At 31.8% G+C, this 26,205-nt stretch carries 32 protein-coding genes and 1 pseudogene; 24 read left to right on the top strand and 9 right to left on the bottom strand.

Annotation, left to right across the window (positions count from 1 at the left end):
• Window positions 1–30 precede the first annotated feature (30 nt).
• The 6 genes from MUA60_RS08605 to MUA60_RS08580 all read left to right on the top strand — a co-directional run bounded on the left by MUA60_RS08605 (window position 31) and on the right by MUA60_RS08580 (window position 2,600).
• Complete coding sequence (locus MUA60_RS08605) at window positions 31–639, top strand: sulfite exporter TauE/SafE family protein (protein WP_262647906.1); 609 nt, start codon at window positions 31–33, stop codon at window positions 637–639.
• 149 nt (window positions 640–788) lie between these two features.
• On the top strand, window positions 789–1,262 hold the full coding sequence (locus tag MUA60_RS08600) for a pyrimidine dimer DNA glycosylase/endonuclease V (RefSeq protein ID WP_262647905.1): 474 nt from the start codon (window positions 789–791) through the stop codon (window positions 1,260–1,262).
• 4 nt (window positions 1,263–1,266) lie between these two features.
• Window positions 1,267–1,635 (top strand): YbgA family protein, encoded by a 369-nt coding sequence (locus MUA60_RS08595; protein ID WP_262647904.1) that lies wholly within the window; start codon window positions 1,267–1,269, stop codon window positions 1,633–1,635.
• 88 nt (window positions 1,636–1,723) lie between these two features.
• Window positions 1,724–1,888, top strand: a complete 165-nt coding sequence (locus MUA60_RS08590; RefSeq protein WP_262647903.1) for a hypothetical protein — start codon at window positions 1,724–1,726, stop codon at window positions 1,886–1,888.
• A 144-nt stretch (window positions 1,889–2,032) separates the two neighbouring features.
• Window positions 2,033–2,242 carry a hypothetical protein gene (locus tag MUA60_RS08585; protein ID WP_037587900.1) on the top strand — a complete coding sequence of 70 codons (210 nt, stop codon included), beginning with the start codon at window positions 2,033–2,035 and terminating at the stop codon, window positions 2,240–2,242.
• 154 nt (window positions 2,243–2,396) lie between these two features.
• Window positions 2,397–2,600 carry a TM2 domain-containing protein gene (locus MUA60_RS08580; RefSeq protein WP_025905865.1) on the top strand — a complete coding sequence of 68 codons (204 nt, stop codon included), beginning with the start codon at window positions 2,397–2,399 and terminating at the stop codon, window positions 2,598–2,600.
• Between the two features lie 273 nt (window positions 2,601–2,873).
• Here the strand turns inward: MUA60_RS08580 and MUA60_RS08575 are convergent, their stop codons facing one another.
• Window positions 2,874–3,797 (bottom strand): diacylglycerol/lipid kinase family protein, encoded by a 924-nt coding sequence (locus tag MUA60_RS08575; RefSeq protein ID WP_262647902.1) that lies wholly within the window; start codon window positions 3,795–3,797, stop codon window positions 2,874–2,876.
• Between the two features lie 157 nt (window positions 3,798–3,954).
• On the opposite strand from MUA60_RS08575, the gene MUA60_RS08570 reads away from it, so the two are divergent.
• On the top strand, window positions 3,955–4,131 hold the full coding sequence (locus MUA60_RS08570; protein ID WP_262647901.1) for a hypothetical protein: 177 nt from the start codon (window positions 3,955–3,957) through the stop codon (window positions 4,129–4,131).
• A gap of 132 nt (window positions 4,132–4,263) precedes the next feature.
• Window positions 4,264–4,461 carry a hypothetical protein gene (locus MUA60_RS08565; protein ID WP_262647900.1) on the top strand — a complete coding sequence of 66 codons (198 nt, stop codon included), beginning with the start codon at window positions 4,264–4,266 and terminating at the stop codon, window positions 4,459–4,461.
• A gap of 48 nt (window positions 4,462–4,509) precedes the next feature.
• Here MUA60_RS08565 and MUA60_RS08560 read toward each other — a convergent pair whose 3' ends face one another.
• Entirely contained in the window at window positions 4,510–5,310 is an 801-nt protein-coding gene (locus MUA60_RS08560) for a hypothetical protein (protein WP_262647899.1), read from the bottom strand.
• A gap of 254 nt (window positions 5,311–5,564) precedes the next feature.
• On the opposite strand from MUA60_RS08560, the gene MUA60_RS08555 reads away from it, so the two are divergent.
• The 3 genes from MUA60_RS08555 (at window position 5,565) to MUA60_RS08545 (ending at window position 7,458) form a co-directional block, all read left to right on the top strand.
• Window positions 5,565–6,449, top strand: coding sequence for an NAD(P)-dependent oxidoreductase (locus tag MUA60_RS08555; protein WP_262647898.1), 885 nt, complete (start codon window positions 5,565–5,567; stop codon window positions 6,447–6,449).
• Window positions 6,450–6,453: 4 nt separating this feature from the next.
• Window positions 6,454–6,783, top strand: coding sequence for a nucleoside triphosphate pyrophosphohydrolase family protein (locus tag MUA60_RS08550; protein WP_262647897.1), 330 nt, complete (start codon window positions 6,454–6,456; stop codon window positions 6,781–6,783).
• Window positions 6,784–6,864: 81 nt separating this feature from the next.
• The gene (locus MUA60_RS08545) at window positions 6,865–7,458 is read left to right on the top strand and encodes a hypothetical protein (protein ID WP_262647896.1); all 594 of its coding nucleotides are present in this window, start codon (window positions 6,865–6,867) and stop codon (window positions 7,456–7,458) included.
• Between the two features lie 38 nt (window positions 7,459–7,496).
• Here the strand turns inward: MUA60_RS08545 and MUA60_RS08540 are convergent, their stop codons facing one another.
• Entirely contained in the window at window positions 7,497–8,870 is a 1,374-nt protein-coding gene (locus tag MUA60_RS08540; protein ID WP_262647895.1) for an aspartate kinase, read from the bottom strand.
• Between the two features lie 198 nt (window positions 8,871–9,068).
• On the opposite strand from MUA60_RS08540, the gene MUA60_RS08535 reads away from it, so the two are divergent.
• From MUA60_RS08535 to MUA60_RS08520, 4 genes are all read left to right on the top strand, one after another.
• Window positions 9,069–10,346: a homoserine dehydrogenase gene (locus MUA60_RS08535; RefSeq protein ID WP_262647894.1), complete on the top strand. Its 1,278-nt coding sequence runs from the start codon at window positions 9,069–9,071 to the stop codon at window positions 10,344–10,346.
• A 1-nt stretch (window position 10,347) separates the two neighbouring features.
• Window positions 10,348–11,412: a threonine synthase gene (gene thrC, locus MUA60_RS08530; RefSeq protein WP_262647893.1), complete on the top strand. Its 1,065-nt coding sequence runs from the start codon at window positions 10,348–10,350 to the stop codon at window positions 11,410–11,412.
• Window positions 11,409–12,320, top strand: a complete 912-nt coding sequence (gene thrB, locus MUA60_RS08525) for a homoserine kinase (RefSeq protein WP_262647892.1) — start codon at window positions 11,409–11,411, stop codon at window positions 12,318–12,320. The genes thrC and thrB overlap by 4 nt, the downstream gene beginning before the upstream one ends.
• A 68-nt stretch (window positions 12,321–12,388) precedes the next feature.
• A complete protein-coding gene (locus MUA60_RS08520) occupies window positions 12,389–13,195 on the top strand; it encodes a Cof-type HAD-IIB family hydrolase (RefSeq protein ID WP_262647891.1) in 807 nt (268 codons plus the stop codon).
• A 50-nt stretch (window positions 13,196–13,245) separates the two neighbouring features.
• On the opposite strand, the gene MUA60_RS08515 is transcribed toward MUA60_RS08520, so the two are convergent.
• The 4 genes from MUA60_RS08515 to rpmG all read right to left on the bottom strand — a co-directional run bounded on the left by MUA60_RS08515 (window position 13,246) and on the right by rpmG (window position 17,061).
• Window positions 13,246–14,646, bottom strand: coding sequence for a phosphoribosyltransferase domain-containing protein (locus tag MUA60_RS08515; protein WP_262647890.1), 1,401 nt, complete (start codon window positions 14,644–14,646; stop codon window positions 13,246–13,248).
• Window positions 14,647–14,658: 12 nt separating this feature from the next.
• Window positions 14,659–14,973: a hypothetical protein gene (locus tag MUA60_RS08510; protein ID WP_262647889.1), complete on the bottom strand. Its 315-nt coding sequence runs from the start codon at window positions 14,971–14,973 to the stop codon at window positions 14,659–14,661.
• Window positions 14,974–15,268: 295 nt separating this feature from the next.
• Window positions 15,269–16,711: an amino acid permease gene (locus MUA60_RS08505; protein ID WP_262647888.1), complete on the bottom strand. Its 1,443-nt coding sequence runs from the start codon at window positions 16,709–16,711 to the stop codon at window positions 15,269–15,271.
• 200 nt (window positions 16,712–16,911) lie between these two features.
• Window positions 16,912–17,061: a 50S ribosomal protein L33 gene (gene rpmG, locus MUA60_RS08500; protein WP_049318964.1), complete on the bottom strand. Its 150-nt coding sequence runs from the start codon at window positions 17,059–17,061 to the stop codon at window positions 16,912–16,914.
• 160 nt (window positions 17,062–17,221) lie between these two features.
• On the opposite strand from rpmG, the pseudogene MUA60_RS08495 reads away from it, so the two are divergent.
• From MUA60_RS08495 to MUA60_RS08485, 3 genes and pseudogenes are all read left to right on the top strand, one after another.
• Window positions 17,222–18,165: pseudogene (locus MUA60_RS08495) on the top strand (metal ABC transporter solute-binding protein, Zn/Mn family).
• A gap of 91 nt (window positions 18,166–18,256) precedes the next feature.
• On the top strand, window positions 18,257–19,240 hold the full coding sequence (gene guaC / locus MUA60_RS08490) for a GMP reductase (RefSeq protein ID WP_025905892.1): 984 nt from the start codon (window positions 18,257–18,259) through the stop codon (window positions 19,238–19,240).
• An 18-nt stretch (window positions 19,241–19,258) separates the two neighbouring features.
• Window positions 19,259–20,275, top strand: a complete 1,017-nt coding sequence (locus MUA60_RS08485; RefSeq protein WP_262647887.1) for a CAP domain-containing protein — start codon at window positions 19,259–19,261, stop codon at window positions 20,273–20,275.
• Between the two features lie 305 nt (window positions 20,276–20,580).
• Here the strand turns inward: MUA60_RS08485 and lexA are convergent, their stop codons facing one another.
• Window positions 20,581–21,201, bottom strand: a complete 621-nt coding sequence (gene lexA, locus MUA60_RS08480; RefSeq protein ID WP_025905896.1) for a transcriptional repressor LexA — start codon at window positions 21,199–21,201, stop codon at window positions 20,581–20,583.
• 144 nt (window positions 21,202–21,345) lie between these two features.
• On the opposite strand from lexA, the gene sosA reads away from it, so the two are divergent.
• The 6 genes from sosA (at window position 21,346) to MUA60_RS08450 (ending at window position 25,667) form a co-directional block, all read left to right on the top strand.
• Window positions 21,346–21,540 (top strand): DNA damage-induced cell division inhibitor SosA, encoded by a 195-nt coding sequence (sosA, locus tag MUA60_RS08475; protein ID WP_262647886.1) that lies wholly within the window; start codon window positions 21,346–21,348, stop codon window positions 21,538–21,540.
• Between the two features lie 77 nt (window positions 21,541–21,617).
• Entirely contained in the window at window positions 21,618–21,854 is a 237-nt protein-coding gene (locus MUA60_RS08470) for a DUF896 domain-containing protein (protein WP_262647885.1), read from the top strand.
• Window positions 21,855–21,939: 85 nt separating this feature from the next.
• Window positions 21,940–23,928: a transketolase gene (gene tkt, locus MUA60_RS08465; RefSeq protein WP_262647884.1), complete on the top strand. Its 1,989-nt coding sequence runs from the start codon at window positions 21,940–21,942 to the stop codon at window positions 23,926–23,928.
• A gap of 127 nt (window positions 23,929–24,055) precedes the next feature.
• Window positions 24,056–24,286, top strand: coding sequence for a YneF family protein (locus MUA60_RS08460; RefSeq protein ID WP_025905903.1), 231 nt, complete (start codon window positions 24,056–24,058; stop codon window positions 24,284–24,286).
• 185 nt (window positions 24,287–24,471) lie between these two features.
• On the top strand, window positions 24,472–25,158 hold the full coding sequence (locus tag MUA60_RS08455) for a cytochrome c biogenesis CcdA family protein (RefSeq protein ID WP_078104443.1): 687 nt from the start codon (window positions 24,472–24,474) through the stop codon (window positions 25,156–25,158).
• Window positions 25,159–25,196: 38 nt separating this feature from the next.
• Complete coding sequence (locus MUA60_RS08450) at window positions 25,197–25,667, top strand: CcdC family protein (RefSeq protein WP_025905907.1); 471 nt, start codon at window positions 25,197–25,199, stop codon at window positions 25,665–25,667.
• A 19-nt stretch (window positions 25,668–25,686) separates the two neighbouring features.
• On the opposite strand, the gene MUA60_RS08445 is transcribed toward MUA60_RS08450, so the two are convergent.
• A complete protein-coding gene (locus tag MUA60_RS08445; protein WP_025905909.1) occupies window positions 25,687–26,193 on the bottom strand; it encodes a DUF2621 family protein in 507 nt (168 codons plus the stop codon).
• Between the last annotated feature and the right edge of the window lie 12 nt (window positions 26,194–26,205).

Genomic DNA, 26,205 nt, shown 5'->3' with positions numbered 1-26,205 from the left:
TTATTTTATAATCATATAAAAGGGGATTCTATGGATATTACAATTTGGACACTCGTTATTTTTTCAATTCTGATAGGGGCTATGGTAAGAATTGTGTTTGGTTTTGGTGAGGCTTTGGTCACGATGCCATTACTTGCTTTATTAAATTTAGATTTTAAATTGTCTATTTCTGTTGTGGCAATAGTTGGATTATTAGTGGCTTTACCTGTGTTTATTAGAAGCCGTGGAAATCTTGATTGGTCTATTATTAAACGTTTATTAATGGGTTCTATTATTGGGACGCCTATTGGGATTGTAATTGTTAAATGGGCGAATGAAGATGTGATTATTAAATTTTTAGGGGTATTAATATTATTGTACGGTGCTATTAATCTTATTAATTATTATAAGAATATATACCAAGTTAAATTAAATATTCCAAAGTTTTATGACTATATTGCAGGTATTGTTTCAGGTGTTTTAGGTAGTGCCTATAATAGTCACGGTGTACCGATTATTATATATGGAACTTTGAAAAAATGGCATGTAACAGATTTAAAAAATATTTCGCAAGTACATTTTTTATTACAGGTTGTTTTATTGTCTTTAGTCACGGTGTTTCAGGGTTTTAGTCAATCTCACTTTGGTATTTGTTATTAGCCATTTTACCCCTTCTCATCCTAACACTATGGCTGGGTCATATCATTAATACTAAAATTGATCAACGTGCCTTAATTAAATATATTTATATGTTGTTGATTTGTTTCGGAATCATCATGATTGTTAAATAATGAGAGAGGAATTACGCAATGCAAATTTTTAGAGTTCATGAGAATCATGAAATAAGCGCAAAATTTCTAGATAACCGTCGACTTTCTAAACAAGTATTAGAACTTTATCAAATTATTAATGTATGTCTAGCTAAGCTCGAATATATTGATGGCAATACACGTTATTTAAGTCATCCTATCGTGAAGCATGTTTTTAATGATGGCTATCCTTATTTAACTGACACTTATGAATTATTATTAGCCATGGATAAAGAACATAGAAGAAGAGGCGGGAAAAGGTCAAAAGACTTTGAACATCAAATTTCAAATATGGGTTATATGATTGATACTGGCATTAAAGATGGTGTATTTTCTACTGAAAAGTTACCACCTATATTTGTTTATGGTGAAACGAAATTAATGAATGACGAAGCTTATTTAGAATATGAAAAATTACTATTTATGAAATGGACAGCAGATAAAATTGCACCTCGGTGTAATGTAAGTAGGTGATATCATGAGTAAGAGAGCAGATATGGAAAAGTTATGGAGACATGAAAAATATAATGTTATGATGCATAGTCAAAAGTCATATTTAAATATAAGAGAAGATTTAAAGGGAAATATAACATATGACGATTTACAAAGTATGATTGATGATGCTAAAGACATAGTTCCGACTAAAGGTTCAATTATCAACACTTATGATCATATGTGGGGGTATTTTAAGAAAATTGCTACTGAAGAAGAACGTAACCAATACTTGAAGTATAAATCACAATATCAAAAAAATGAAATTCAATACCAAAGTTTAATTACATTTATATACAAGCTTGCTGTGAAATATAATCAAAAGTATTTATTAGAATCTACTATTTTACATTGATTTACCTATCTAAGTTTAATGATGATTGTGTAACCATGAATAGGGTAAATATTATATAGAAAGTAGATTTTCAAGGAGGCTGACTATAATGGAAGAACGTGTATATCAAAAAATGTGGGACACTTTAAAGAAAGAAGTGCAATTCAATATAGTGGAACTCGAACAAATGGAAGATGAAAGCGAATCTCCAGGATTAAAAAAAGCCCAAAAAATGATGAATCATCTAGAAAAAGAGTTTATCAAAAATTCATAATCAATCATAATCATTTAAATTTGTTCTGTAAATCTATAAAATATATGCAATTATACAATATTAATAATCATTTACATCAATTCCCTCTAGATTCGCTTAATATAGTTTTGTAGTATTTATATATTAAGTTTTTTGGAGGCAGTTATGTTTTTTGATAAAAAGATTATCGTATTTGAGAATTTAGAGAATAAATACAATCAAGAAGAAGCAAAAAATATATTTTTGAGACATTCCATTGATTATGACTTTATTACAATAAGTAGCCAATCTATTATTTTAGGTGGATTACAATATCCTTCAGCACAGAACAAAGAACAATTTATTGCTGATTTTAATGACTATTTAGGGAACTAATGCATTTAGCTGTCATCAAGTTTACAACTTGAGACAGCTTTTTTTATTGATAAGTGACAAAATTGTCATACTATCTCTGATTTTGTTCGTTTATATTTGGGTAATATATCTATATAGAGACTATAATGATATTTATAGTTGAAGGAGGGATATTATGCTCGTAAATAAATGGATTTATATCGCATTAGCTGTGTTATTAGGAAACTTTGGTGTTCATAAATTTTATGCACAAAAACCAGTTGTTGGACTATTACACTTAGCATTCTGTTGGACAGGGATTCCACATGTTATCGCATTCTTCAGTGCTATATTCGCATTGTTTAGACCATCTGATGAACATGGTAATATTCAAGCATAGTATGTTGTGACATGCTTTTATTAAGTTTTGTTAAACCCTAGATATATTTATAAATAATTTTTCGAAAAAAGTCTGGGACAGAAATGTTCTAGACTCTTTTCATATTTTTAGAAATAGAAAGGGCTGAATATTGCAAGTGGAGTGCAACTAGCAATGTTCAGGACCTTGTATTTATCAAGACTACCCAAACAAGCAACATTGAACATCACGTTTACATTGATTTTTCCAAATAAAAGAGACTGGCACATTATGTGATGTCTCAGTCTCTTTAATTTATCCATTATTCAAATCTACATATAGTAATTTAACTTGGTCACGTAATAATTTTATTTCAACAGGTGTTTCGAACAGAATTTCACCGTCTATATCTAATTTGGCTGATGGATCAGTAGATAACGTTGCTGATTCACATGATATATGTTGTATGCTATCACTAATCTCATTCCAATTCATGCTATCTTTTACTTTAAAGAAGTCATTGATGATACCGAAATTTTGTTTGTCGAAAATAAATATATTCATTTTCCCGTCATTAGGTGATAAATCTTCTAAAGGTATTCTACTACCACCTACATGTTGGCCATTCGCAATCAAAATCATTGAAGTTTCACCTGAATATATTTCGTTATCAGCTGTTAATTCATATTGATAAATTTCTGGGTTAGCTACCGTTTTGATTGTAGAAAAAATATAACTGAATTTACCTAATAATTCTTTTTGATTAGATTCAACATTTTCAGCATTTTGTACCATCAATCCAATACCCGCAAAGTTAAGGGCATATGTACCATTGACATCCAATACATCAAATGACTTAATTTGACTCGCTAATAAATCTTGAGAAGCTTGCATTGGTTTTTGAGATATATTTAAAGTCTTCGTGAAATCATTGAATGTTCCACCAGGTAAGACGCCTATTGGTATTTGGAGATTGTTTTCTACGACACCATTTATTAATTCGTTTAATGTTCCATCTCCGCCCAGTATAAAAATAACATCATAAGCATGTTCGTTTGAATTGGCAGCTAATGTTTTACAATAAGAACGAATTTGTCCTTCTTCTTTACTTAATTTTATTGTTAATTCATCACAAAGCTGTGTTAAATTTTCTGTTACTTGACCGAGTTCTTTATATATATCACCTTGGCCAGCAGCTTGGTGGTAAAATAAAATCCCTCTATGAAAATGTTGTGTCATAATCGTGATACCTCCTGTATTGTACCTTTTATTACAATACCATGTATGACGATTGATAAACAATTTTAAATAAAATATTTTAATGTGTTAAAATAAAAAAAGCATTGAAAAGGGGAGGATTATTATCGCTTCACAAAATGATTATATCCATTATGAAATGGAAAAAAGAAAGCAACCTCTACTAGGTGTTGTGATCCATAACGATGCAAGTGAATTAAATGCTAATGAATGGCGTGAAGTATTAATAAACGCACCTGAAGAAAGATATGTACAAGGGATCGCACATTATTACATTGATAGAAATCAACAATGGCAAGCGATTGACACTGAGTGAATTGCCTGGCATACTGCTAACCCAATAGGTAATGAACAATATTTAGGGTATGAAGTATTAGAATCTCTCTCGAGTACAGGTGAAGAATTTTTATTAAATGAGCAAGAAACGTTAAGAGCAATCGCTTCAGATATGATTGATTATAATTTAACACCTAATCGAGATACGGTTCGATTACATTTGGAGTTTAGTGATACAGAATGTCCACATCGTTCGTTAGAAATTCATACGAATTGGAAGACGACAATAGATGGCATGCCGGATGAGTGGATTATTAATGAAATGAAAGATTATTTTATAGAACAAATTAAACAATATATGTTGAATTAAAAAAAGGTGGGACAGAAATCATTTGATTTCAAACCCACCCTTTTTAAATTATTGTGCATATTGTTGTTGTATTTGAACTAATGCATTATAGAATAGTTCAGGTTGTTCAGGACCATTGTATGTTCCTTTTTCTAATGCAGTTAATGAAGCTTTTTCAGGATTTGTTAATCCGCCTTCATATTTTTGTCTCCAATCTGCATTAATAGAATTTAAGTAAGGATTTTGTCCTGTTTCATTGTAAATTTGTTGAGCTTTTTCTGCACCAAGAGCTGAATTCGACTGACTATTACTTGCAGCATTGTTAGCATCATTGCTAGCCGCGTTATTAGCGTCATTAGCTGCTGAATTATCAGCATTTGAAGCGACATTGCTGTTTTGGTCAGCGTTGCTATTAGCACCATTGTCTGATCCATTAGAATTAGCTGAGTTATTGTTATTTGCGTTATCATCACTATTAGCATTTGAATTGCTTGAGTCAGAGTTTGAAGCACTATTACCATCTGAGCCATTACTATCATCTGAGCCATTAGTGCCATTTGAATTAGAGTCACTAGACCCGTTATCATCGGAGTTATTACTATCTGAATTTGAACTAGCAGAATCGCCTGAAGCAACATCATCAGAACTACTATCAGAGTCCTTACTGCTGTCTGATTTACTGTCAGATTTATCATCAGATTTTTTATCTGAATCTTTATCAGACTTACTATCTTTTGATTTAGATGCATCATCAGATTTCGAAGAATCTTTATTTGCAGATGAATCATCTTTGCTGCCATCACTATCATCGTTACCGCATGCTGCTAAGAATAAAAATGAAGATAGTAACAAGATTAAAAATTTCTTCATATATAAACCCCATTTCTTTTTTTGTTTGACACTTATGTATCAACAATAATTCAATACCACTAAATATTAATCTCAAACAAAATTTATTATAATTTTTTAAACTTTTTATTCCGTTTTAATAACACTATATAAAAAAGTACAAATACCATTTTTTTAATCATTAATTTAATCTAAAAGACTATGTGAGTTTGTTTAGATTTTTCTGATAAATCTGTATAATGTTTATATGATTAGAATATGCAGGAGGAATTCAAATGACTATAAAAACAATCGGTTTTGTAGGTACAGGTGTTATGGGTAAATCTATGGCAACACACTTAATTAATGAAGGCTATGAAGTAAATGTTTATAATAGAACAAAATCTAAAACGGATGATTTAGTAAAAATTGGTGCGAAGTGGTGTGACACGATAGCAGATTTAGCTGAATCTAGTGATGTGATTATATCTATTGTTGGTTATCCTAAAGATGTCGAATCTATTTATTTAGATGAAAGTGGGATTATAAGCCATGCTAAAGAAGGCACAACTATTATAGATATGACGACTTCAAGTCCTGCTCTTGCCGAGATAATTTATAATGAAGCAAAAACAAAAAATATTAACAGTTTAGATGCACCCGTATCTGGTGGTGACGTAGGTGCAAAAAATGCGACTTTAACCATTATGGTTGGTGGAGACGAAGAAGTATTTAATCAAGTTGAAGATATTTTCAATGTTATTGGACAAAATGTTGTCTATCAAGGTAAAAGTGGCAATGGTCAACATACGAAACTTGCTAATCAAATTGCAATAGCTGCAGGTATGTTAGGAGTAGCAGAATCCATTATATATGCTGAAGAAGCGAGATTAGATATCGATAAAGTATTCAGTTCTATTGAACATGGTGCTGCGGGTAGTTGGTCATTATCCAATTTAGGACCAAGAATGGTCAAAGGAGACTATGCACCAGGATTTTATGTTAAACATTTCATTAAAGATATGAGAATTGCGATAGAAGAAAGTGAAAAAAGAGGCTTATATATGCCTGGATTATTAAAAGCTAAAGAAGTATATGATGCATTAAGTGAATCAGGTTTCGAAGATAATGGTACTCAATCTGTTATTCAATTATTAAAAGATCATATTAAAAAGGGGTAATACAATGGATTTAAATGAATATCAAAATCTTGCATTAAGAACAATGTCTGATGTTAAGAGAGATCCAGATAAAAGCTTAATTAATGGCGCATTAGGTTTAACAGGAGAATCTGGGGAAGTTGCAGATGTTGTTAAGAAATATGTATTTCATGGTCATGACCTAGATAAAGAAGCATTAAAGAAAGAACTAGGAGATGTACTTTGGTATATTGCATGTTGCGCTTCTGCTCTTGATGTAGATCTAGATGAATTTGGTCAGTTAAATATTGAAAAACTTAAAAATAGATATCCTAATGGATTTTCAAAAGAAGATTCACTAAATCGTAAAGAATAATCAACAATTATCTATTGGATAATAATGACAAAACTGTTAGAATGAAAAGGAGTGAAAACGCTTTCGTAGGAGGTAGCTATATTGGAAGGAAACGAACAATATTTATCTATAGATGAACTAAAACAGTTAATGTCTGACTATCCATTTCAATATATTGTTTGTGGACAAAGTGCGATTGATTTATTTTTGAACGAATATACACACACTAAGGAAATCATGAGCATAACAGTAAGCAGAGAAGAAGAGCTTGATTTAGCAAACTACTTTTTAGAACGCCATTATCAAATAGTAGTAGAGACACCATTGAATGAACTAAAAGAAATTACTGTTGAAGAACTTAGAGATTATAAGAAATATTATATTTATAATAAGAAGAACGAATGTAAAATTCTTAAAGTTTATATATATGAAACGAAAGATGAGAAATGGCAATTTAGTCATGATCACAATATAGAAGTGGAACATTACAAAATATATTTCCATAGTTTAGAACATGATGTGAAGTATTTGCGACCGGAAATTCAAATGATGTATAAGTTATATCATGAGCTGAGACAAGATGATATTTATAAATATCAAAAGTTAATTCAACATTTAAGTTATTATCAATTCTTTATGCTTAGAAAAGTAATAGGAAAAGATAAACTCAATCAGATTATTTTATCAGATACATAAAAGAAGCCGACGATTTAATCGTTGGCTTCTTTTAGTTATTATGCGAGTTGAGTTGTTTTATTTGCGAAGTATTCGTCATAAATCGCTTGAACGGCTATATCAGAATATTGCTCATCAATACCAAACATCATAGAAATTTCAGATGAACCTTGGTTAATCATATTTAAGTTAACATTTCTCTTACTAAGTGCTGCAGTTGCTCCAGCAGCTGTTCCAACTGCTTTATTCATGCCTTCTCCTACAATCATTAAAATAGCTAAATCATAATCAATTGTTAACTCGTCTACAGGAATATTTTCACGAATTTTATTTAAAACTCTTTCTTCTTTTCCTTTAATTTGAGTCGATCTCATTATAATACTAATGCTATCGATACCAGATGGAATATGTTCGATTGAAATGTTTTCTTCTTCTAAGATACTAAGTACTTTACGTGTAAATCCAACTTCTCTATTCATTAAGTACTTTTTGACGTTGATAATTGTAAATCCTTTATCGCAGCTTACGCCAGAAACGATATGAGATAAGTTAGAAATGTTACGTTCACTTACAATATATGTTCCTTTATCAGTTGGTCTGTTTGTATTCTTGATGACAACTGGAATGCGATCTTTATAAAGTGGTTCTAGTGCCTCGTCATGAAATACGCCAAATCCGCCATATGATAATTCACGCATTTCTCTATATGTTATTTCTGGAATGACTTCAGGCTGAGATACGACTGTTGGGTTTGCTCTAAAGATACCTGACACATCTGTAAAGTTCTCATACAAGCTTGCTTTAATACCTCTTGCTAAGATAGCACCTGTAATGTCAGATCCACCCCTTGGGAAAGTCACGATATCACCATTTTCAGAATAACCAAAGAATCCAGGAATGATTAATTTCTCATCATATTCACGTAATTTATAAATCTTCTCATATGACGATTCTAATATCATTGCGTTACCCGGTTGATCTGTAACGATGATGCCTGCATCTTTAGGCGATAAGTAACGTGTAGGGAAACCTAACTGACTATTATATTGTGCGATAAGTTGCGCATTGAAATCTTCTCCACAACTTTTTAAACCGTCTAGTAAGCGTTCGGGTTTATCATGATACACGTTTATCAAATTTAATAAGTGGTTTTTAATTTCATCTAAAATAGAACGATCCATATTTAGTTCAGTCACAATTTCTTCATAACGACCAACAATTTGGCTGAGTTTGTTTGAGTAATCTAATTGATTAATGACTTTTTCATATAAGCGTATAAGCAAATCTGTTGTTTTGATGTCTTCTTTAAATCTTTTTCCAGGTGCAGATACGACTACAATTTTTCTTTCATCATCAGAGTTAATGATGTTAACGACTTTTTTTATTTGCTCACTGTTAGCGACGGAACTTCCGCCAAATTTTGAAACTTTCATTTTATCAGTCCTTTTACTGGGGGGTAATATAATTGTAGCTCTTTACAAAGCGAGAAATAATGATAATATTACTATTAATTCTAATTATTCAAACTTTACAAAAAACTTTAATGAATTTATACTATAATAAACTTAAGTCTATTTCAAGTAGACATTTGTATTTTTAACAAGAACAATATATTTAAGGTGAGTGAGGAAATGAAAGTATTAAATGTAGCAGTATTAGGTCTTGGCACTGTTGGAACAGGTGTCGTAAAGATTGTTGAAGAAAATAAAAAGCAAATAGAAGACACGATTGGGAAATCTATACATATTAAACATATTCTTGTGAGTTCTGTTAACAAGAAACGTGCAATTAATACTTCTAGCTATCATTTAACTGAAAATATTAACGAAATTTTAGAAGACGATGAATTGGATATCGTTATTGAAGTAATGGGTGGTATCGAACCAACAGTAGAATGGTTGAAAGCATTTCTTTCTAAAGGTATACACGTTATTACTGCAAATAAAGATTTATTAGCCGTACATTTAAGAGATTTAGAAGATTTAGCTGAGAAAAATAAAGTTGCGCTTAAATATGAAGCGAGTGTAGCAGGTGGTATTCCGATTGTAAATGCGATTAATAATGGATTAAATGCCAATAATATTAATCAATTTATGGGTATCTTTAATGGCACATCTAACTTTATTCTTAGTCAAATGACACGTGAAGGAAAATCATATGAAGAAGCATTACAGCTTGCAACAGATTTAGGATATGCAGAAGCGGATCCAACTGACGATGTTGAAGGGATTGACGCAGCTCGTAAAGTCGTAATTACGAGCTATTTATCATTTAATAGGGTGATTTCGTTAAATGATGTTGAAAGAGTTGGTATTTCTGATGTTGAAATAGAAGATATTAAAGTAGCAGAAAAATTAGGCTATAAAATTAAATTAATTGGTCAAGGTAAATATGAGAATGGCCGAGTTATTTCGAGTGTTAAACCGACATTATTACCAAATAGTCATCAAATGGCACATGTAGAAGATGAATATAATGCTATATATGTTATTGGTGATGCTGTTGGAGACACTATGTTTTATGGTAAAGGAGCAGGTAGTTTAGCTACTGGTAGTGCAGTTGTATCTGATTTATTAAACGTTTCATTACAATTTGAATCAGATTTACATACGTTACCGCCACACTTTGAACTTAAAACAGAACGTACGAAAGAAATCGTTGAAGATGAAGTGGTTAAATTCCCACTGAAAAATAGTCATTTTATCATTGTTGAAAGTGACAAAGAAGAAGATGTCTTAAGAGATGACATTAAAGCGACAATTGAATTTCATAGAAGTGTAAAAGTAGAACAACGTACTGAAAATACGTATGGTATTGTTATCAGAGGTATTGATGAATTACCAGTTGATCAATTAAAAGAAAATGGCATTAATATTTTGAAATATTATCCAATTGAAGGAGATAAGTAATATGGGCAGATGGCAAGGATTAATTCATAATTATAAAGAATATTTACCAGTAAACGAAGGAACACCTCAACTGACTTTAAATGAAGGTAATACACCATTAATTCACTTACCTTATTTATCAGATAAATTGAACATTAATTTATTTGCTAAATTTGAAGGGCTTAACCCTACAGGTTCTTTTAAAGATAGAGGTATGGTAATGGCAGTCGCAAAAGCGAAAGAAGAAGGTAAAAAGATTGTAATATGTGCTTCTACTGGTAATACATCAGCTTCAGCTGCCGCTTATGCTGCAAGAGCAGGTTTAAAAGCTATTGTTGTAATTCCTGAAGGTAAAATAGCACTTGGTAAATTAGCACAAGCAGTTATGTACGGTGCTGAAATTGTATCAATTAAAGGGAATTTTGATGAAGCATTAAATATCGTTAAAAAAGTAGCAGAAAAAGGCGAAATAGCAATTGTAAACTCTGTAAACCCTTATAGAATTGAAGGTCAGAAGACTGGTGCGTTTGAAATTGTTGAACAATTAGATGGTAAAGCGCCAGACTTATTTGCGATACCAGTAGGAAATGCTGGAAATATCACAGCATATTGGAAAGGTTTCAAAGAATATCATCAATTAAATCAATCAGGTTTACCTGTTATGTGTGGTTTCCAGGCGGAAGGTGCGTCTCCAATCGTACAAGGTAAAGTTGTCACAAACCCAGAGACAGTAGCGACTGCTATTAGAATTGGAAATCCTGCAAGTTGGAAATTAGCTGAAGCAGCGCGTGATGAGTCAAACGGACTAATTGATAGTGTGACAGATGAAGAAATTCTTAAAGCGTACAAACTTATGACAAGTAAAGAGGGCGTCTTCAGTGAGCCAGCGAGTAACGCTTCAATTGCAGGTTTGTTGAAATTGCATGAACAAGGTAAATTAGAGCCAAATCAAACTGTTGTTGCAATTTTAACAGGTAATGGATTGAAAGATCCTGATACTGCGATCGATTTACTTGATTCACCAATTACACCTTTAGAAAATGACGAACAAGCAATTATTGATTATATTGAGCGTGCTTTACAATGAAGAAATTAAAGCTTAAAGTACCAGCCTCAACTGCTAACCTTGGGGTTGGTTTCGACTCAATCGGAATGGCTCTAGATAAATATTTAGAAGTAGAAGCACATCTTTCCGAAGATGGCAAATGGCATTTTGAGCATATTGGACCTCATCTTCAAGGTTTACCTGACAACGAGGACCATTATATTACTAAAATTGCACAAACTGCTACAGAGAAATTTTCTAAAGAAATGCCTGCATTAAATTTAAAAATGTATAGCGATATTCCACTTGCGAGAGGATTAGGTAGTTCAGCATCTGCGCTCGTAACAGGTTTATTTCTTGCTAATTATTTTGCAAATTTAAAGTTATCTAAATATGAGTTACTACAACTTGCAACTGAAATTGAAGGACATCCAGATAATGTTGCCCCAACAATTTATGGTGGATTAGTCTTAGGGGTATATGATCCAGAAGCTAAACATACGGATGTCTCATATATTGATATACCAAAAGTCGATGTAATTGCTACAATACCAGCGTATGAGTTATCAACGGAGAAAGCGCGTAAAGTATTACCAGAATCATTATCTTTAAAAGATGCTGTTAAATATAGTGCGATAAGCAATACGATGATCAGTGCGTTAATTCAACATAATTATGAATTAGCTGGAAAGATGATGATGAAAGATGGTTTTCATGAACCTTATCGTCAACATTTGATCCCTGGTTTTGAACATATTAAAGCATTAGCTTTAGAACATGGTGCGTATGCGACAGTTATTAGTGGTGCTGGTCCAACTGTATTAACGCTCGTCAAAAAAGAATTGAGTGGTAAGCTTGTGAGAGCCTTACAAGACGAATTCGAAGATTGCGAATCAGAATTGGTAACCATTAATCGATATGGTATTAGACAAAAAATTATAAACTTATAATTAAAAATGAGATGCTTATATTCTATGTATGATAGAATATAAGCATTATTATATTTAAGGAGATAAACATGACATATAAATACATCGTAATGGATATGGATGATACACTTTTAACTTCAAAGAATGAAATAAGTGAAGTAACATATCAATACTTAATGGAGAAACAAAAAGAAGGCATGACGTTAATACTCGCTTCAGGGCGTCCAACTGCAGGTATGGTTAAGCATGCAGAAGCACTAGATTTAAAAAGCTATGGAGGCTATATCGTAAGTTATAATGGCGCTTTTGTTATAAAGGCAGAAGATCAAAGTATCGTATTTAATCAAACAATCAGTCAAAAGGATGCACACGATATTATTGATTATTGTAGAAGTCATCGTTTCTTTTATTTAACGTATTTAAATGACCAAATAATTCATGATACAACACATGATTATATGAACATTGAAAGTGAACTAACAGGTCTTCCAATGAATAAAGTTAATGATATTAAAGAAGCTATAACAGGTGACGTTCCAAAAATTATGGGTGTCGATTTCGAGGAAAACATTGCAAGTGCAAATCAAGCGTTGAATGGCAAATTTAATGACCAAGTATCATCAACAATAAGTAAACCGTACTTTTTAGAATTTATGAATAGAGAAGTATCTAAAGGGAAATCGTTGCAAAGGTTGTTTGATCAAATTGAAGCGGATTTCTCAGAAGTGATAGCTTTTGGTGATAGTTTAAATGATTCTGATATGTTAGAAAGAGCAGCAGTTGGTGTTGCTATGGGAAATGCGAACGATACGATTAAAGGTATTGCGGATGTCGTTACAGACGACCATGACCATGATGGTATCGTAACAGCGTTAGAGAAAATATTAAAAGCATAAAAATAAAGCAGCTCAAACCTTAAGAAATTCAAGATTTGAACTGCTTTTTATTATTCGTGACGATCTTCATTAAATGCAATTGAAGTCATTTCAATTACGAGAATTGATTTTGCCCCAAGTATTTTTAATTGTTGTACAATATCATCTATTTCAGTTTTATGTCTCAGTCTTTCAACAAATACGATGATTTGTTCGTATTGATCAATCTCTAAATTATATAAATAATGCGTAATTGTTCTTTCTAATGGCGACATAAAGCTAATCTTTTTATTAGAATGTCTTAATGTACTCGAATCGAAATTAAAGCGTGTTGTACCTTGTACACGAATTTCTTTACCAGGTAAATAACGAGCAATTTGAAGTGGTACGTACATGAATTCTCCTATACCAATGACGAATTTAGGTGAATCATCTAAAAAGTCATTTAATAATTCGCCCATACGTTGAAATAGGTCTTCAGATACTTGTTGTTCTTTACCATTTAAAGTGAATCTACCTGTTGAAATAAAGTATGGATTATCGTGAATCGTACCATCACGCAGCATGTTTTGAGCTTTTACAATGAAATGATCATTGATGACATTTCTTAAAGAGTAATATTGAACTTTCGTATCATGCTTCTGATTGTCTAGTAATTCGTTTTGGATTAAATCTTTCGTCTCATGCTCTATAGCTGTGATTTCTACGTCAAATGACATGAGTGAAATGATATTGATTTTAATATTTAAAGATTTTTCCAAGCTTGAAAATGCTTCTTTCACACTTTGAGATCTTAAATCAATAGGTGTTAATACAGTAAATGTTTCTCTTTCAGGACATTTATCATAAATCTTTTTTATGAGATTTAGTACAGAATTACCATTTAATAAATGATTATCAATGATTGCGACACGTTCATCATTATCAAAGAAGTCTTTATCTTTCGTATAGAAAAATAAACGTTCTTGAGGGTCAACAATATCGCTATGGTCTAATAATGGTGGATGAGAAATAATCTTATCTCGTGTAGAAGCTAAGAACATCACATCATCATCAAATAAACTAAAAATTGATTGTCCTAAATTGACAGCACGTTCACTTAAACCTAGAAATCTCGTTGGTGGATAGTGACCAAGTTTATTAGATTCAACCATATTTATAGCTTGAATCATTTTACTGCGATTTTTACTATTAATAGCTTTAGCAATTGTTTGAATGCGTTCATCCGTTTCACCTGTTAAAGACTCATGGTATAAAAATCCTAACAATAAACCAACGAGTAAAGGATGTTCTGGATATAATCCTCTAGAATATCCTAAACAAGGCGATACAGGTATAAATGGAAATTTTGAATGTTCTTCTTGTGTAATTGCAAGCATTTCATCTATTTCAAAATCAAATCTATTTTCTTTAACTTTCACTTCAACTTGTTGTTCGTTATCTAAAGGAAAAACTTTACTTACTTGGGACATGTGATTACTCCTTTATTTACTTGTGTGCGTCCATTCATGGCTGAATTTCTTTCTCTTAATATGCGCATAAATTTGGTCCGCTGCATAGTCTTGGTTCGTATAAACAGTAATATCAAAAAATGCTTGATTCTCTTCAAAAGGTTCATTTAAATATAAATCTTTAAGATGATCAAATAATGATTGCATCTGTTCCCGAGTTAAACTTGTATATTCTCTAAGTGTTTTCTTAACGAGTTGAGCATGTGTGTCATAAATACTTTGAACAACAATGACAAAACGTTCATCTTGTTCCATAACATCATCAAATAAATTAGTTTGACCTATCATATTTACACCTTCTTTATTCTAAAATTATCATTAATATTTATTATACTATATATATTGCAATAAGAAAAAGTAGATTATAGCTAGCATATTTTAATAAACGCTTTGAACGAGGTAATAAGAGATTATGGTAATAATATTTTATGAAGGGTTTATCGTTACAAAAGTCGGCGGAAGTGTAACTAAGGAAGCCGTTAGTAACAAAACTAGGTCAAAGTGTAACTAAGACAGGCGAGCACGAACAAAATTATAGATAAAAATAACGCCACTCAATCAACTTGAGTGGCGCTTTTAAAAATTATTTCTTATATTGGTGTTTTGTTAAATCGATGTCTTCTAGTTTGATAATTTTTGATTTCGTTGTGAATTTATGAATAAAGTATACTACGAAACCTAATATAATCGGTAAGAATGATTCGATTAACATTGGGTAGTTCAATGTCATAATGCTATCAAATGATTGACCGATTAATAAGAATGCTATTACAGCGATTACGATGATTGGACCTAATGGATATAAAGGTGCTTTATATTCTAGTGTATCTGTCGTTGATTGGCCTTGTTTCTTAATAGCCATTCTTAATCGAATATGACTGATTATACTCATTAACCAAACTAAAGTAACAAGTGCGCCTAACATATTCAACAATTTATAATAACCATCAGTGTTAATCGTTGCATATACGATTGAAGTAAATATTAATATGATTGTGACACATAATGAAACAAATGGCATATTGTTTCTATTTAAGTTATTGATAAATTTAGGTGCTTGCTTATGTTGAGCAAGTGAGTAAAGTAATCTACTTGTAGCATATAAACCTGAGTTACCAGCTGAAATAAGTGCTGTTAAAATAACTGCATTAATAATTGAAGCAGCGAATGCTATACCAACTCTATCAAATACGATTGTAAACGGACTTTGTGTTACAGTGTTTGATTTATTTAATAACAATGGATCAGTATATGGAATAATTGCTGCAATCACAGCGATTGCTAAAATATAAAATAATAAAATTCTCCAGAATACTTGTCTAATTGCTTTTGGCATGGATTCTTTAGGATTTTCAGATTCACCAGCTGTTACAGCTACTACTTCTGTACCACCGAAGCTAAATCCAGCAACAAGTAGTACACCTAAGAAACCAGAAATACCATTTACGAATGGTGCTTCCTTATAAGTGAAGTTTGATAATCCTAATGGTTCATTACCACCTAAAATTCCAAATATCACAAGTACACCAACTATTAAGAAGATTATAATAGTCGCGACTTTAATAAAACTTAACCAATATTCAGCTTCACCAAATGCTTTAACAGTAAATGCATTGAGTAAGAATAGAATAACTAAGAAAATAATGCTCCATACAAACGGGTTAATATTTTGGAATATATCCCAGTATGTAATAATTTTTGCTGCAGTTAATATATCCACGCTTGTTACCAGTGCCCAAATTACCCAATAGAGCCAACCAACTGTAAAACCTGCTGATGGATCAATAAATCTACTTGAGTAAGCACTAAATGAACCAGAAACTGGATAAAATGTTGCAAGTTCACCTATAGCTGTCATTAAAAAGTAGAGCATAACGCCAATGATTGAATAAGCTATAAGTGCACCGCCAGGTCCTGCTTGAGTGATGACTGCACCACTGGCCATAAATAATCCAGTTCCAATCGAGCCACCAATGGCAATCATTGATATGTGCCTAGTCTTTAATCCTCGTTTCATTTCTTCCATATAATTCACCTTGCTTTCTAATTGTACAATTTATCTGTAAATAAAATATACATATTATTTTATTAGTATTTCAGTAAATAAGCAACAAAAACTTTTAACGCATAAATGCTTTAAAGTTATAAAGTGCCAATATAAAAAATAGAAGCCATTTCAAATGTATGAATTGACTTCTTTGTCGTATATTTTCTTATAATAAGAAATTATTTAGTTTCGCGGTGTAAAGTGTGACGACCTAATCTTGGACAGTATTTTTTCATTTCAATACGTTCAGGATTTGTACGTTTGTTTTTAGTTGTAATATAATTTCTGTCGCCACATTCAGTACATGCTAACGTGATATTGACACGCATGTTCATCAGCCTTTCTATTCAGTAATCGTTACGTTTTATAATTTTAGCACAATACAAATGAGTTTTCAATGCAAAAATATGTGTATTATATAATTGCGATATAATGTGTAAAAGCGTATATTGTTATAATTAAAATAAATAATAACGTAGGAGTTAAAATATGAAAAAAATATATATTATAGTTGGTACGTTACTAACGATGGCACTCATACTTTCAGGTTGTAACAACCAAACATCATCAAATGACAAAATCAAAATATATGCAACTAACTTTCCGTATGAAAGCTTTGCTAAACAAATTGGTGGAAAATATGTAGATGCAAATTCTATTTACCGAAGTGGTACGGATTTACATAATTATGAGCCAACACAAAAAGAAATGCTTAATATTGCTAAAAGTGATTTGTTTATATATTCTTCAAATGAATTAGATCCAGTAGCTAAAAAATTAGTTCTACTATTAAAAGTGATGATCACAAATTAGAAGCAGTAGCTAATTTGAAAGAAAGTCATATTTTAGAACATCATCATGAACACGGTGAAGAAGAGCATGAACATGAGCACGAAGATGAAGAAAGTGCTAACGATCCTCATATTTGGTTGGATCCAATTGTCAATAAAGAAGCGGCTAAATCTATTAAAGATAAACTCGTACGACAGGATCCTGAGCATAAAGAATATTATCAAAAAAATTATCAAAAGCTCATTAAAGATATAAACGAGATTGATGAAAGTTTACAAAACGTAACGAAAGATACAAAAAGAGATACTGTATTTATTTCTCATGATTCTCTAGGGTATTTAGCTAACAGATATCTCTTTAAACAAAAAGGTGTCACAGGCATGAATAATGAAGAACCCACACAAAAAGAAATTCTAGAAATCATTAAAGATATTAACAACTCGAAATCACCATATATTTTATATGAGCAAAATGTTAGTTCAAAAATGACAGATATTATAAAGAAAGATGCGAACAGTAAACCGCTAAAATTTCATAATTTAGAAGTATTAACTAAAGATGAAGCCAAACAAAAAAATATTTCATATCAGTCTTTAATGGAAGAAAATATCAAAACTCTTGATAAAGCTCTAAATAAATAATATTTATAGTATTATTTCGTTTACTTTTACTACTTAACCATGTATAGTAACTAATGGATTATTATTAATAGTTGTGAAAGAGGTTATTGATATGAAAATTTTTGATTATGAAGATGTACAGTTAATACCAAATAAATGTATAGTAGAAAGCCGTTCTGAATGTGATACTACTGTAAAATTTGGTCCAAAGACATTTAAATTACCAGTAGTACCTGCAAATATGCAAACAGTCATGAATGAAGAACTAGCTGAATGGTTTGCTAGTAATGATTATTTTTATATCATGCATCGTTTTGATGAAGAAGGACGTATTCCATTTATCAAAAAAATGCAAAGCCAAAACTTATTCGCCTCAATTTCTGTAGGTGTTAAAGACAATGAATATACTTTTATAGAACAACTTTCTAACGAAGGACTTGTTCCTGAATATATAACAATAGATATTGCACACGGTCATTCTGAGCAAGTTATAAGAATGATTAAACATATTAAACAACATATTCCTGAATCATTTGTAATTGCAGGTAATGTTGGTACGCCTGAGGGTGTTCGTGAACTTGAAAATGCGGGTGCTGACGCAACAAAAGTTGGTATCGGACCAGGTAGAGTTTGTATTACAAAAATTAAAACTGGTTTTGGTACTGGTGGATGGCAATTAGCTGCAATTAACGCTTGTAGCAAAGCTGCTAGAAAGCCAATGATCGCTGACGGTGGTATTAGAACGAACGGTGACATTGCTAAATCTATTAGATTCGGTGCAAGTATGGTAATGGTTGGTTCATTATTTGCTGCACATGAAGAATCTCCAGGAGAAACAGTTGAATTAGAAGGTAAACTATATAAAGAATATTTCGGTAGTGCATCTGAATTTCAAAAAGGTGAACGTAAAAATGTAGAGGGTAAAAAGATGTTTGTTGAACATAAAGGCTCTCTAAAAGATACGTTAATTGAAATCGAACAAGATTTACAAAGTTCTATCTCTTATGCAGGTGGAAAAGATTTACATTCTATTACAAAAGTAGACTATGTAATTGTTCGTAATTCAATATTTAATGGTGACAGTGATCGCGGCTAAAACAAGTGAGGTGACGACTTGAGAAAAGTATTCTTTTTATTTATGTTGCTATTATGCTTAACACTTATCAAGCCAGTCCCAGAATCAGATTTGTCTAGACAAATTGGGCAAAAAGTATTGAACGTTCAACAAGGAATACTACACGAAGAATCAGCAAAGAAAGTTGAACTAAAGACACCAGATGACCAAGAATTTGCGATTAATAATATTCAAATCAATCAAACAAAGAACGAAGTAGAAAAGAAACTTGGTAAACCTAAGCGTATAACTGCTAATGAATATAACGAGAAATGGCATGTGTATCATAACGACTATCATGAATTTGTGATGGTAAGTTATGATCATGACAAAGTAACTGGTTTATATACAAACCAAGACCTTATAACTTCTAAAAAAGGTATCACAAGTAAAATGAACAAAGATAAAGTTCGTTCTATACTTGGAGAACCTGAAAAAGCAATAGAAAAAGACAAAGTGAAACTCATACAAAATGATGAAGATTATGATGTTTTCAAATTTGATAACATCTATACAACCGTGTTTTATGATAAACATGAAAATAATCAAATTAAAGGTATCATGCAGATTGCATCATCAACTGAAGATAAACGAACGAATCAGTATCATGCAGCTTCTGATGAATACAAAAAAGCTTTAGAATTACAAAACTTTGATCTTGTAAATGCTGAACGCGTACAGTTTGGACTACCTACATTATCTTATAATGAGCGTGTTAGTGAAACTGCAAGAAAGCATAGTCAAGACATGGTGAAAAATGATTATTTTGATCATAATAACAAACAAGGTATGTCTCCATTTGATAGATTAGATCGAGATGGTTTTAATTATCTTACCGCTGGGGAAAACTTGGCTTATGGTCAAATCAGTAGTATATATGCACATCATGGTCTCATGAATTCACTTGGACATAGAAAAAACATTTTAAATAAAGATTATAAAGAATTAGGTGTAGGTGTCGATATTGGCGAAGAATTACAGCCATATTGGACGGAGAACTACATCACGCAACAATAGAAAAGAGATAAATGATATTATCTTATCAACGTTGATATAATTAAATCGAGAAAAGTCAATATTTCATATTTCCTTAAATGTTTAACACATGTTGTTTCTAGTAATTTTGATTGGTGAAATAACATATAAAGGGGTAGTTTTACATGGAAAATAAAGAAATAAAACGAAAAGATTTAGATGTCTTAGAACGTATTAAAGAATTATTAAACAAAAAAGATGTATCATAAATATATGACAAGTAAAGAAAGAACTCGATAAAGGGAATATGAAAAAAGGAGATGCGTTCGCATCTCCTTTTTGTTATGTTACATTTCTCTAAACAATCCAACAACTTTACCTAATACTGTAACGTTATCTAAATAAATAGGTTCCATTGTACTGTTCTCTGGTTGAAGTCTATATCGCGTTTCTTCTTTGTAAAAACGTTTAACTGTAGCTTCATCATCTTCTGTCATTGCAACTATGATATCACCATTCTCAGCGATTGATTGACTACGTACGATTACTTTATCGCCGTCTAGTATACCAGCTTCAATCATGCTATCACCGACAACATCTAATATAAAGATATTGCTATTATGTGTTGATGTAAAATGTGCTGGTAATGGGAAGTATTCCTCTACATTCTCTACAGCTGTAATAGGTATACCTGCTGTAACTTTACCGATAACTGGAACGTGAATGGTGTTCTCTTGGTTAATGTTCTCTCCAACTGTTTCGGTGATTTCTATTGCTCGTGGTTTAGTTGGATCACGTTTAATGTAGCCCTTTTCTTCTAGTCTTGATAAATGACCATGTACTGTAGAGCTTGACGCTAAGCCGACTGCTAAACCAATTTCACGTACGCTAGGCGGATAGCCTTTCGTTTGTACTATATGTTTGATGAATTGATATATTTCAGATTGACGTTTAGTTAATTCTTTCATAGTCGCACGCTCCCAATTAATTATTTAAATTTATTATAGCACATACGTTTCCTTTGAACAAACATTTGTTCGTATTTTTATTGACTACGAACATTTGTTCTGTTATTATGATAATACAAACAAACGTTCTAGGAGGAATTGAGTATGACAATTACAATTAAGAAGACAGTATTAGTGTATATCGCAGTATTCTTAATGACTCTATTAATTGGATATTTATATTTAGCTCAGTCTAATGATCTTTATAATACAGAACAAACGTACGAAATGACCGATCATCAAATTAAACAACATAACCATATATCTGATTCCAATACATTAGTAGGGTCAATAGATTGAATTTAAACACGAGTAAATCCATTTGGATTTACTCGTGTTTTTTGGTATCTTTTATGTATAAAGAAAGTGGGGATATTATGCTAGATAAAGCAAAAATAGAAAGAATTAACGAATTAGCGAACAAAAAGAAATCTGAAGGTTTAACAGATAGTGAAGCTAAAGAACAATCAAAATTACGTGCTGAGTATTTACAAGCATTCCGCGGTAATTTTAAAAATACAATCGAGAATACTAAAATCATAGATCCAGAAGGTAATGATGTAACACCTGATAAGGTAAAAGAAATTCAAAAAAATAATAATATAAGAAAGTAAGTATAAATTAAGTAATAATAATTAATTTTTGAAAAAATTTCATGTATAATGAAAAGGTATTACAAGAATAAAGGAGACTACATTTATGTTTAACGAAAAAGATCAACTTGCAGTAGATTCAATCCGTGCTTTAAGTATAGATGCTATTGAAGCAGCTAACTCAGGACATCCTGGTTTACCAATGGGTGCTGCGCCTATGGCATATGCATTATGGACTAAGCATTTAAATTTCAATCCACAATCTAAGAACTATTTTAATAGAGACCGTTTTGTATTATCTGCTGGTCATGGTTCTGCATTACTATATAGTTTATTACACGTTTCAGGTAGTTTAGAACTTGAAGAAGTGAAGAACTTCAGACAATGGGATTCTAAAACACCTGGACATCCTGAATTTAGACATACTGATGGTGTAGAAGTAACAACAGGACCATTAGGACAAGGTTTTGCAATGAGTGTTGGTATGGCAATGGCTGAAAAACATTTAGCAGGTAAATTTAATAAAGATAAATACGATGTAGTAGATCATTACACATATGTTTTAGCAAGTGATGGTGACTTAATGGAAGGTATTTCTCATGAAGCAGCTTCATTAGCAGGTCACTTAAACCTTGATAAATTAATCACTTTATATGATTCTAATGATATTTCATTAGATGGTGAATTAAATAAAGCATTCTCTGAAAATGTTAAAGAAAGATTCACATCTTATGGTTGGAGCTATATCTTAGTTGAAGACGGTAATGACTTAGAAGCTATTGATAAAGCGATTACTGAAGCAAAAACATTAGAAGGCCCAACATTAATCGAAGTTAAAACGGTTATCGGTTATGGTGCGCCTAATAAAGCGGGTACTAATGGCGTGCATGGTGCTCCATTAGGTGAAGAAGAACGTGAATTAGCATTGAAAGCATACGGTTTAGATCCTTCTAAACGCTTTAATGTACCTCAAGAAGTATATGATATCTTCAGTGAAACAATGCTTAAACGTGCAAATGAAGACGAAGCAGCTTGGGAAAAATTAGTTGGAGCATATACAAATGAATATCCTGAATTAGGACAAGCATTTAAACAAGCTATTTCTAATGAATTACCAGTTGATTATGATAAAGAATTACCAGTTTATGAAGCTGGAAATAGCAGTGCAACACGTGCGGATTCAGGTGAAGTGATTCAAGCATTAAGTAAATCAGTACCTGCATTCTTTGGTGGTTCAGCTGACTTAGCATCTTCAAACAAATCAAATGTTAAAGGTGAAGCTGACTTTAGTAGCGAAACTCCTGAAGGACGCAACGTTTGGTTTGGTGTTCGTGAATTCGGTATGGCTGCTGCAGTTAACGGTATGGCAGTTCACGGTGGTGTTAAACCATATGGTGCAACATTCTTCGTATTCAGTGACTACTTGAAACCAGCTGTAAGACTTTCAGCAATCATGGATGTACCTTCAACATTTGTATTCACACATGATTCAATTGCTGTCGGTGAAGATGGTCCAACACATGAACCAGTTGAACAATTAGCTGGACTAAGAGCGATTCCTAACTTAAATGTGATTCGCCCAGCAGACGGTAACGAAACAAGAGTAGCATGGAAAGTAGCTTTAGAATCTGAAACAACACCAACAGCGTTAGTGTTAACAAGACAAAACTTAACAGCTTTAGATGTTGAAGAGTCAGTATTAGAAGAAGGCGTTCGTAAAGGCGGATATGTCGTATATCGTTCTGAAATCGAACCTGAATACTTATTAATAGCATCTGGTTCTGAAGTTTCATTAGCTATTGATGCAGCTAAAGATATCGAAGCACAAGGTAAAGGTGTACAAGTTGTATCATTACCTAACTGGCATGCATTTGATCAACAAGATGCTGAATATAAAGCATCAGTATTACCAGCATCTATCACTAAACGTGTAGCAATCGAAATGGCATCTTCTCTAGGTTGGCATAAATATGTTGGCATTGAAGGTAAAGTCATTACAATTGATACATTCGGTGCAAGTGCGCCTGGCGACTTAGTAGTTGAAAAATACGGATTTACAAAAGAAAATGTATTAAACCAAGTATTAAGCTTCTAAAGAATGTTAAAAAAGCCTCATCCAAGAAACTTGGCTGAGGCTTTTTCATTTTAAACATTAAGTTTCATCTTGATAAAATGTAATGAATTTAGTAAACTTTTATAGGATACAGAAAGTGGGTGAAATAATGGCAACGTGGTTAGCAATATTATTAATCGTCGTGGCATTAATCGGTGGGCTTGCACTTGGATTCTTCCTTGCACGTAAATATATGATGGATTACTTGAAAAAGAATCCACCAATTAACGAAGAAATGTTACGTATGATGATGATGCAAATGGGTCAAAAACCATCTCAAAAGAAAATTAATCAAATGATGACAATGATGAATAAGAATATGGATCAAAAAATTAAATAATCTTATATTAATCATAAGTAAAAATAAAACGTATAACCGTGATATTTTTAAACGAGTCTCAGACGTATACAATAGTCTAAGGCTCGTTTCTTATTTTGTTTAAGTTTTCACTTATTGTTCAAATAAAGGTGTTTTAACTTAATTGTTATTTGATAAAATAGAATATGAATGAGAGGGGGATCATTGTGGAAATCACAGTATTTGTAGCTTTTGGTGCAGGCATATTAAGTTTCGTATCTCCTTGCGTATTACCCATCTATCCAGCGTTTATTTCTTATATAACAGGTATGAGTTATGACGACATCAAAACTAAAGGACTTAGTCGTAATGCAATCTTACATACGATTATCTTTTTACTTGGTTTTAGTGTTATATATATGATACTTGGAATGGGTATAGGATATATTTCTGGTATGTTGATTAATTACCAAACGTTAATCAGGCAATTAGGTGCCATTATTATTATTGTATTTGGTCTCATTATATTAGGGGTATTTCAGCCACAATTTTTAATGAAAGACCGTAAAATAAATTTCAAGACGAAACCCACAGGTTATATAGGTACTTTTCTTATAGGTATGGCATTTGCTGCAGGATGGACACCATGTAATGGTCCGATTATTGCAGCGATTGGTACGTTAGCTGCTACTAATTCATCACAAGCATTACTTTATATGTTGTTATATGTATTAGGATTCAGCATTCCATTTTTCGTACTAACATTCTTTATAACTAAATTACAAATTATTAAAAAGTACAATGTTGCTATCATGAAGTTTGGTGGTATAATTATGATAATTATGGGAATATTACTGTTCTTTGATTTATTAACGGAGATCACGATATTCTTCCAATCATTAGGTTTAAATTAAATATTATTGTTATTTCGTACTTATAAGGGGTTTTAGATATGTATTTCCTTTTTTCATTTGTAATAGCAGCTTTAATGGGATTGGCAGTTATTGTTGTTAGAATGAAAGCACAAAATTATCCAACTAATGCTAAAAAAATCGTATTACCGCCATTTTTTATGGCTACAGGTGCATTAATGTATGTTGTACCGTACTTTAGATTAAATGGCAGTGAGATTATAGAAGCAATTTTAGTTGGTTTGTTCTTTTCACTATTTCTTATCTTTACTTCTAACTTTGAAGTTAAAGGATCAGAAATTTATATGAAACGTTCTAAATTATTTCCGGTTATTTTAATATCGTTATTAATCATTAGATCAGTCGGTAAATTTTTCTTAAGTGATTCAATCGATCCAGGTCAATTAGCTGGTATGTTTTTCTTACTCGCATTTAGTATGATTGTACCTTGGAGAATTGCTATGTATGTTAAATATAAAAAATTAAAAGACCGTATGCCAATTGTAAATTAAAAAACAACGCACATCTCAATTATTGAGTGTGCGTTGTTTTTGCATTTGAAATTTCTTCTCTATGATCAAAGATAGAAAATTTATTCTTCTCATCATCAGCTAATTCGAACAATTTTAAATATGGTGTATAATCTATATTAAGTTCGGTTAGCTTTTTCTTCATGAATTTGTGATCTCTTTTTGGTGTTGCTACGATATATCCTCTCATGATATGGTCAAGTTCGATTGTTGTGGCATGTTCTTCTAATGCAATTTTAGAGACACGTCCACCTATCTTTTCTTTCGCAACATCCCTAAATAATTCCGGAACAGGTGAAACGAGTTCGTTTAATAAACTACGTGCTTCATCATTCCATAATGGTAAAGCTTTATTAATGTAGTAGTCTTGCCAATCAAGTTCACTCATACCATTATCTTTAGGCATACGTTTTAAGAATTTACGAAACATAAAGAATCCACCGATTGCAAGTAACGAAATAAATACGATGCACCATAAAATAATAAAAAATATAAATGCGTTACTCAATGAAATCACTCC

Origin of the sequence: Mammaliicoccus sciuri (genome assembly GCF_025561425.1) — a bacterium.
GTDB lineage: Bacteria > Bacillota > Bacilli > Staphylococcales > Staphylococcaceae > Mammaliicoccus > Mammaliicoccus sciuri_A.
The sequence above is the reverse complement of the archived record's forward strand: the minus strand, read 5'-3'. Positions and strand labels throughout refer to the sequence as shown.